Annotated in this window: 6 protein-coding genes; all 6 read right to left on the reverse strand. The window is 74.5% G+C overall.

The features are described from left to right. Positions 1 to 80 precede the first annotated feature (80 nt). Positions 81 to 992: a carbohydrate ABC transporter permease gene (locus LG943_RS27270; RefSeq protein ID WP_270075255.1), complete on the reverse strand. Its 912-nt coding sequence runs from the start codon at positions 990 to 992 to the stop codon at positions 81 to 83. Further along, entirely contained in the window at positions 989 to 2,326 is a 1,338-nt protein-coding gene (locus LG943_RS27275; RefSeq protein ID WP_270075256.1) for an ABC transporter permease subunit, read from the reverse strand. The genes LG943_RS27270 and LG943_RS27275 overlap by 4 nt, the downstream gene beginning before the upstream one ends. A 78-nt stretch (positions 2,327 to 2,404) precedes the next feature. Beyond that, positions 2,405 to 3,712 (reverse strand): ABC transporter substrate-binding protein, encoded by a 1,308-nt coding sequence (locus tag LG943_RS27280; RefSeq protein ID WP_270075257.1) that lies wholly within the window; start codon positions 3,710 to 3,712, stop codon positions 2,405 to 2,407. Next, positions 3,705 to 4,937, reverse strand: coding sequence for an ABC transporter ATP-binding protein (locus LG943_RS27285; protein ID WP_270075258.1), 1,233 nt, complete (start codon positions 4,935 to 4,937; stop codon positions 3,705 to 3,707). The genes LG943_RS27280 and LG943_RS27285 overlap by 8 nt, the downstream gene beginning before the upstream one ends. Positions 4,938 to 5,142: 205 nt before the next feature. Further along, on the reverse strand, positions 5,143 to 6,399 hold the full coding sequence (locus LG943_RS27290; RefSeq protein ID WP_270075259.1) for an acyl-CoA dehydrogenase family protein: 1,257 nt from the start codon (positions 6,397 to 6,399) through the stop codon (positions 5,143 to 5,145). Positions 6,400 to 6,636: 237 nt separating this feature from the next. After that, complete coding sequence (locus LG943_RS27295) at positions 6,637 to 7,740, reverse strand: glycosyltransferase family 4 protein (RefSeq protein ID WP_270075260.1); 1,104 nt, start codon at positions 7,738 to 7,740, stop codon at positions 6,637 to 6,639. Between the last annotated feature and the right edge of the window lie 418 nt (positions 7,741 to 8,158).

The following is an 8,158-nucleotide window of genomic DNA, read 5'->3' on the forward strand; positions in this document are numbered from 1 at the left end:
GGACCCTGTCCCGGGGCCCGCGGCGTGCCGTGGGTGGTGCGGCGGGCCGGCGGCCCGCCCGCACCACCGCGTCGTCGGCGCTACTTCACCGCGCCGGCCATGACGCCCTGCACGAAGTACCGCTGGAAGGCGAAGAACACGATCAGCGGCACCACCATCGACAGGAACGCCCCCGCGGCGATCACGTCGATGTTCGCGCCGAACTGCCGCATCTCCGACTGGAGCGCCACGGTCATGGGCTGGCTGGACTCCCCCGCGAACACCAGGGCCACCAGCAGGTCGTTCCACACCCACAGGAACTGGAAGATACCCAGGGAGGCGATCGCCGGGCCGCCCAGCGGCAGGATCACCCTGCGGAAGATGGTGAACTCCTTGCCGCCGTCCATGCGCGCGGCCTCCAGCAGGTCGCGCGGGATGGCCGCGAAGAAGTTGCGCAGCAGGAAGATCGCGAACGGCAGCCCGAACCCGACGTGGAACAGCACCACGGCCGGGATGGTCCCGTACAGCGGCGTGCCGCCGTACAGGCTGGAGATGGGCACCAGGGCCACCTGGAGGGGCACCACGAGCAGCCCCACCACGCCCAGGAACAGCCAGTCGCGGCCGGGGAACTCCAGCCAGGCGAAGGCGTAGGCCGCCAGCGCCGCCACCACCACGATGATCACGGTGGCCGGCACGGTGATCAGCACGGTGTTGGTGAAGGACGCGACGAAGTCGCCGTTGTCCAGCAGGCCCGCGTAGTTCTCCAGGGTGATCTGGGAGGGCTCGGTGAGGACCGTCCACCAGCCCGAGGCGCTGTTGTCCTGGGGCGAACGCAGGCTGGCCACCAGCAGCCCCAGGGTGGGCACCAGCCAGAACAGCCCGATGACGATCAGCAGCACCTGCGCGGCGCCCGAGCCCAGCCGGGCGACGATGCGCGCGGCCACCGAGCGCCGCGGGGCGCCCAAGGCCAGGTCAGGGCTTTCGGCGGGGCCGGCCTGGGCCTGCGTGGTCATGACTCCTCCCGGCGGAAGCGGCGGATCTGGAAGATCATCGCGGGCACGACCAGCACGAGCAGGAACACCGCGAGCGCGCTGCCCAGCCCCTGGTCGTTGACGCCGAAGGAGACCTGCCACATCTCCAGGGCCAGCACGTTGGCGTCGGCGCGCACCGATCCCGGCGCGATGACGAACACCAGGTCGAAGATCTTCAGGACGTAGATCATGAGCGTCACGAAGACGACCATGAGCACCGGCGAGAGCAGCGGCACGGTGACGCGGCGGAAGACCTGCCACTCGGTGGCGCCGTCGACCCGCGCGGCCTCCAGCGCGTCGCGCGGGATGGCCGCGAGCCCGGCGGCGATGAGCACCATCGCGAAGCCCGCCCACACCCACAGGTAGGCGGCGATGATGGAGGGCGTGATGAGGGTGGGACCCAGCCAGTTGAGCCCGTTGTAGGGCTCGGTGAAGTTCTCCGCCGCCAGTTGGACCGTGTAGTCGCCGTCCTCCAGGCCGGTGAGCGCGAAGGTGCCGTCGGGGCCGGTCATGGCGGTGGCGTACAGTTCGCCGTCCATCCACGCCTGCACCTCCATGGCCGGCAGGCCGCTCTCGGAGGGGTCGATGGCGCCCTCCTCGCCGCCTCCGCCGCGGGTGAAGTCCACCCACACGGTGCCGGTGATGGCGCCCGGGCGGGTTTCGGCCTCGGCGGCGGGCTCGGCCTCGGCGGGTACCTCCTCGGCGCTCACGCCCACCAGCGGGACCAGCACGGACCGGCCGGGCTGGGCCCACGACTCCAGCACGTAGACGTCCCCGGCCGGCTCCACGGGGCCGTCCGGCCGGGGCCGGGCATCGGGGTAGGCGGCGCTGGGCGAGAACGTGTCGTGGACGGTGGTGATGACCGCGTTGGCCAGGCCGCTCTCGGGGTCCTGCTCGTAGACCAGCCGGAAGATCACGCCCGAGGCCAGGAACGAGATCGCCATCGGCATGAAGATGACGATCTTGAAGGCGGTGGCCCAGCGGATGCGCTCGGTGAGCACGGCGAAGATCAGCCCGGCGACCGTCACCAGGGCCGGCGCCACGATCAGCCAGATCACGTTGTTGCGCAGCGCGATGAAGGTGTCGGGGCGGGTGAACATCCGGACGTAGTTGTCCAGCCCGACGAACTCCAGCCCGGGGGCGTCCCACAGGCTGCGGTACACCGAGAAAACGATGGGATAGATGATGTAGGCGCCCAGGAACAGCAGCGCGGGCAGCAGGAAGACCAGCGCCAGCCACGGGGGCGGGCCCAGGCGCCCGCTCCCCCCGGCCGCGCCGGCCTGGCCCGGCGCCGAGGGCTCGTCAGTGGTCGTCATCGAACGGACCCACTTCTCGTGTCGACTCGTCCTGATGGGTGGGGGCGGGCCGCCCGGCGCGCGGGCGGCCCGGGCGGGTCACTCGGCCGAGGCGGCGGCCTCTTCCAGGTCGGCCGCCGCGGCCTCGGGGTCGGAGGGGTCGCGCAGGTAGTCCTGGAGGACCGCCCACATGCCCTTGCCCTCGGTGGCGCCGAACTGGCTGGGCACCTGGTCGGAGAGGTCATAGCGGACGTTGTCGCCGGCCTCCAGGATGGTCTGGGCCAGGGTCTGGGTGAACTCGTCGGGGTAGGCGTCGGGCTGCACCTCGGAGTTGGCCGACAGGTAGCCGCCCAGGCCGGCCCAGGTGGTCTGGGCCTCGGGCGAGGCGAGGTAGGCCATGAGCTGCTGCACGCCCTCCTTCTCGGTCATGGCCACGGCGATGTCGCCGCCGACCACAACCGGCGGGTCCTCGCCCACGGCCGGGAAGGGGAACGCCTGGGCGTCCTCGCCGACGGTGGCGCCGGCCTCCTGGGCGCTGGCCGCCACGAAGTCGGCCTCATAGACCATGGCGGCGTTCTCCTGGCCGTAGACCTCGGTGACGCAGGTGGGGAAGTCGGTCTGGACCGCGCCGTCGGTGCCGCCGGCCAGCCAGTCCTCCTCGCCCCAGACCTCGCCGAGGGTCTCCAGGGTCTCCACGACGGTGTCGTCGTCCCAGGGGATCTCGCGGGCGACGAGCTGGTCGTAGGCCTCGGGGCCGTGCTGGGACAGGTAGACGTTCTCGAACCAGTCGGTGAGGGTCCAGCCCGAGGCGCCGCACATGGAGAAGGGGGTGATGCCGGCGTCGGAGAGGGTGGTGGCGGTCTCGCCGGTGAGGTCGTCCCAGGTCTCGGGGGCGCTCACCCCGGCCTCCTCGAAGGAGTCGGGGCGGTACCAGACGATGGACTTGTGGGCGGCCTTGAGCAGCACGCCGTAGGCCTCGCCGTCGACCGAGCCCAGCTCGCGCCAGTAGTCGGTGTAGTTCTCCTCCAGGGCGCCGGCGGCCTCGCCCGAGAGCGGCACCAGCGCCTCCTGCTCGGCGTACTCGGCGACCAGGCCGGGCTGGGGCAGGATCGCGACGTCCGGCGGCTCCTCGGCCTCGATCTTGGGGCCGAGGTAGGCGCCGGTGTCCTCGCCGGTGGACTCGTAGTTGACGGTGGCGCCGGTCTCCTCCTCGAAGGCGGCCAGGACCTCGGTGAAGTTGTCCTGCTCGACGCCGGTCCACTTGGCCGCGACCAGGAGTTCGACGCCGGCCAGCTCACCGGATCCCGCCCCGGGGGTGGACCCGGGGCTGCATGCGGAGGCGGCGACGAGCGCGCCGGCCGCCGCGACCGCGAGCGCGCCGCGGCCTCTCCACTGGTGCTCAGGCATGGGTACCCTCCTTGGCTTGCGGTGCGGGAGCCGGCTCTCCCCAGATGGCCTCGCCGGTGACGGGGTCGAAGAAGTAGAGGCGCTCGGTGTCCACGCGCACCCGGACCGGGCTGCCGGGCGCGGTGGTGGAGCGGGGGCTGAACTTGGCGATGACGTCGCTGTCGGGGGCGGCGGTGTCGAGGTCGTCGGCGCCGGCGTCGCGGGCCAGCTCCCGGGTGTCCTCGGTGACCACCGGCGGCGCGGCCAGGCGGAAGTGCACCAGCAGCTCCGAGCCCAGCGCCTCGACCAGGTCGGTGGTGGAGGCCAGCACGGCGCCGTCGTCGCCGCCGCCCAGGGCGGCGTCCTCCATGTCCTCGGGTCGGATGCCCACGGCGATGTCGCGGCCGGCGTACTCGCGCAGCCGGGGCCGCTCGGCGGCCAGGGCGGCGGGCACGGCCAGCGTCTGCCCGCCCAACTCCAGCCGCAGGGCGCCGCCCTCGGCGACCAGGCGGCCCTGGAGCAGGTTCATGGCGGGCGAGCCGATGAACCCGGCGACGAAGATGTTGGCCGGGCGCAGGTACAGCTCCTGGGGCGGGGCGACCTGCTGGAGCACGCCCTTCTTCATCACCGCGACCCGGTCGCCCAGGGTCATGGCCTCGACCTGGTCGTGGGTGACGTAGATGGTCGTGACGCCCAGGTCGCGCTGGATGCGCGAGATCTCGGCGCGCATCTGCACGCGCAGCTTGGCGTCGAGGTTGGACAGCGGCTCGTCCATGAGGAACGCCTGGGGCTGGCGCACGATCGCGCGGCCCATGGCCACGCGCTGGCGCTGGCCGCCGGAGAGGTTGCGCGGGCGGCGGTCCAGGTGCTCGGTGAGGCCAAGCGTCGCGGCCGCGGCCTCCACGCGGGTCTTGATCTCGCTCTTGGGCAGCTTGCGCAACTGGAGGCCGAAGCCGATGTTGTCGCGCACCGACAGGTGCGGGTAGAGCGCGTAGCTCTGGAAGACCATGGCGACGTCGCGGTCGCGCGCGGGGGTGCGGTTGACCACGCGCTCCCCGATGGTGAGCGTGCCCGCTGTGATCTCCTCCAGGCCCGCGACCATGCGCAGGGCCGTCGTCTTGCCGCATCCGGAGGGGCCGACGAGGACGAGGAACTCCCCGTCGGCGATGTCGAGGTCGAGCCCTTTCACCGCGCTCGTGCCGTCCGGATAGGTCTTGCCGATACCGGCAAGTCTGACTTGCGCCACTTCGCCTCCGTCCGATACGCCCCACCGGTAGCGCCGCCGGGGCGGTCGTCCGCGCCACGGGCAGACGCACCCGGCCCCGCTGGACGGGTGTGTGCGCTGCCCCACATCAGCTCCTGCCCTCTTGTATCAGCCGATGTGCCGAGACGACAGTGCTCGCTATGTCCCTGTTATGAACTCGTGTCCGCTCCCGTGCCCGGGGCGGCGGTCAGCGGCCGGCGGGCCCCTCGGTGGTGCGCGCCTCGCGCGCCAGGGCGCGGCCGATGACCATCCGCTGGATCTGGTTGGTCCCCTCCACGATCTGGAGCACCTTGGCCTCGCGCATCAGCCGCTCGGCGGGCAGGTCGCGGGTGTAGCCGGCGCCGCCCAGCACCTGCACGGCGTCGGTGGTGACGCGCATGGCGGTGTCGGTGGCGAACAGCTTGGCCATGGCCGCCTGGGTGGCGAAGGGGCGGCCGGCGTCGCGGCGGCGGGCGGCCGCCAGGTACAGCTCGCGGGCGGCGGCGGTCTGGGTGGCCATGTCGGCCAGCAGGAAGGACAGGCCCTGGAAGTCGCCGATCGGCCGGCCGAACTGGTGGCGCTCGCGCGAGTGGGCCAGGGCGAGGTCCAGGGCGGCCTGGGCCACCCCCACCGCGCAGGCGGCGATGCCCAGGCGCCCGGAGTCCAGCGCGGCCAGGGCGATGGCGAAGCCCTGGCCCTCGGCCCCGATGCGGGATTCGAGCGCGGCGCGGACGTCCTCGAAGCGCACCACGGCCGTGGGCGAGGCGGACATGCCCATCTTGCGCTCGGGCGGGTCGGCGCTGATGCCGGGGGTCGCGGCGGGCAGGTGGAAGCAACTGATGCCCTCGCGCCCGGAGCCGGGGCCGCCGGTGCGGGCGAAGAGGGTGTAGAAGTCGGCGGCCCCGCCGTGGGTGATCCAGGACTTGGCGCCGGTGATCCGGTAGCCGGGGGCCTCGGGCACCCCGGCGGGCTCCGCGTCGGGGCCGGCCTCGGCGGCGCCGGCGCGGGGGGCCGGCACGGCGCCGGGCTCGGGCTCGGCGCGGGTGGCCAGCGCCCCGGCGTCGGACCCGGCGTGGGACTCCGACAGGCAGTAGGCGCCCAGTTGGGCGCCGCCGAGCATGTCGGGCAGCAGGTCGGCACGCTGGGCGTCGGTGCCGTAGGCGGCGACGGGAAAGCAGGAGAGGGTGTGCACGCTGACCCCCAGCCCCACGGCCAGCCACCGGGCGGCCAACTCCTCGACCACCTGGAGGTAGACCTCGTAGGGCTGGTCGCCGCCGCCGTAGGCGGCGGGGTAGGGCAGACCGAGCAGCCCGGAACGCCCCAGCAGCGCGAACACGTCGCGGGGGAAGGCGCCGGCCTCCTCGTCGGGGGCGGCGCGCGGCGCCAGCTCCTTGTCGGCGATTCCGCGGGTGAGGTCGAGCAGGTCCTGGGCCTCGGAGGTGGGCAGCGTACGCTCTACGGCCATGCCGACTCCTGTGTCTGTGTGCGCGGGCCACGCGGTGACCGGCCGGATAGTAGGATGTCCAACTATATAGTGGCGCACGCCACCCCGGCCGCTCCCCCCGGCCCCGCCCGCGCCTCCGCGCCGGCCGCGGCCCGGCCACGCCCCGCCCGCTCCTCAGCGGCGGGCGCCCGGCACACACAGGGCGGGGCGGCCGTCGGCCGCCCCGCCCCGCGCCACGCGGTCTGCGCCGCGCCCGGCTCAGGCCGCCGCCGGCGCCGCCTCCAGCCGGGCCAGCACCCGGTCCCAGGTCCACTCCGCCAGCACCCACCGCCGGCCGCGCTCGCCCATGGCGCGTGCGGCCTCGGGGTTGGCCAGCAGGCGGGTCAGGTGCGCGGCCACCGAGCGGGCGTTGCCGCCGTCGACCACGTACCCGGTCTCGCCGTGGCGGACGAGGTCCTGGGCGCCGCCGTCGACACCGGCCAGGACCGGCAGCCCGCAGGCGGCCGCCTCCAGCAGCCCCGCGCCCGGCATCATGCCCCGGCCGGGCGACCCGGGGCGGCCCGGCAGCGCGAACACGTCGGCCACCGCGCACAGCCCCGGCAGCTCCGCCGGGCCGCACGCGCCCGCGAACACCACCGAGCGCTCCACCCCGGCCCACGCCGCCAGCGCGCGCAGCCGCCGCCGGTCGGGGCCCTCGCCGGCCACCAGCAGCCGCACGCCGGGGAAGCGCGGGCGCAGCCAGGTCATGGCCCGGATCAGGGTGTCGACCCCGGCGCGCTTGTCCAGCCGGCCCACGCACAGCACCACCTGGCCCTCGCCCAGGTCGAAGCGCTCGCGCAGGTCGCCGCCGTCCAGGCCGGGGCGGAACGCGGCGGTGTCCACGCCCGGCGCCAGGCGGACCAGGCGGGCGCCGCTGCCGGGCGGCAGCGCCTGCTGCACCAGCGGGCGCTGGGACTCCCCGGGGTAGGCGACCACGTCGGCGCCGCCGCCGATGCGCCGCAGCATGGAGGTGGCCGCCGGACCCCACCGGCCGACCCCGCGCGTGGCGGCGACGACCTCGCCGACGCCCTCGGCGCGCAGCGGGGCCGCCATCAGGCCCAGCGGCGCCTCGGCCAGCAGCACGCGGTCGCAGTCGTATCCCCGCATCAGCTCGGTGATCCGCCGGACGGTGCGGCGGGTCGGCATCAGCCGGGGACCGCCGTCGCGTTCGACGGGAAACTCCTGAAGGTCGTCGAACCCGCCGCTGCCGGAGCGGAAGGTGTGGACCACCGCCCCCTCGCCGTCGGGTCCGGCCAGATGCCGCGCCAGCGCGCAGCCGAACGTGTCGTCGCCCCCTCCGCGCGAGGGGAAGTCGTTGGTCACCAGAAGAGTGCGCGACGCCATGGTGAAGGAGACCCCCGCATCGTGTGTGGTCTGGGTGCAGGTGCGCCACCGTGCCCCGTCCCTACGGGGTGCCCGCCCAGACCGCTCACATGCGCGGTGGGCCGCCACGGCCGCGCCCTGCGCCCGGCCTCGAACCTGCTACCGCGCGAGCCCTCCCCCGCCGACGCCCCGATCCGGTGGGCCGTCCCGGGCCGGAGGCCGAGCCGGGGCGGGTCCGCTGACTACGACAACGCCCCATCCGCGCGGGAAGTGCCGTGCTTCCCGACACGTTCGGGGCGGGCGGCGGCGCCGGGCACGCGGCCGAAGGCGCGGAGCGGGGCGGCCGCGCGGGCGCGGCGGCCCGGCGGGCGCGGTCGCACCGGCCCCCCGCCCCCGCGACCGCGCCGGGCCGGGCGGC

Origin of the sequence: Streptomonospora mangrovi (assembly GCF_027604915.1) — a bacterium.
Lineage (GTDB): Bacteria > Actinomycetota > Actinomycetes > Streptosporangiales > Streptosporangiaceae > Streptomonospora > Streptomonospora mangrovi.

What these genes read in the sequence shown, in the direction of transcription:
- LG943_RS27275 (WP_270075256.1), bottom strand. Translation starts at nt 2,326, where the DNA reads ATGACGACCACTGACGAGCCCTCGGCGCCGGGCCAGGCCGGCGCGGCC.
- LG943_RS27280 (WP_270075257.1), bottom strand. Translation starts at nt 3,712, where the DNA reads ATGCCTGAGCACCAGTGGAGAGGCCGCGGCGCGCTCGCGGTCGCGGCG.
- LG943_RS27290 (WP_270075259.1), bottom strand. Translation starts at nt 6,399, where the DNA reads ATGGCCGTAGAGCGTACGCTGCCCACCTCCGAGGCCCAGGACCTGCTC.
- LG943_RS27270 (WP_270075255.1), bottom strand. Translation starts at nt 992, where the DNA reads ATGACCACGCAGGCCCAGGCCGGCCCCGCCGAAAGCCCTGACCTGGCC.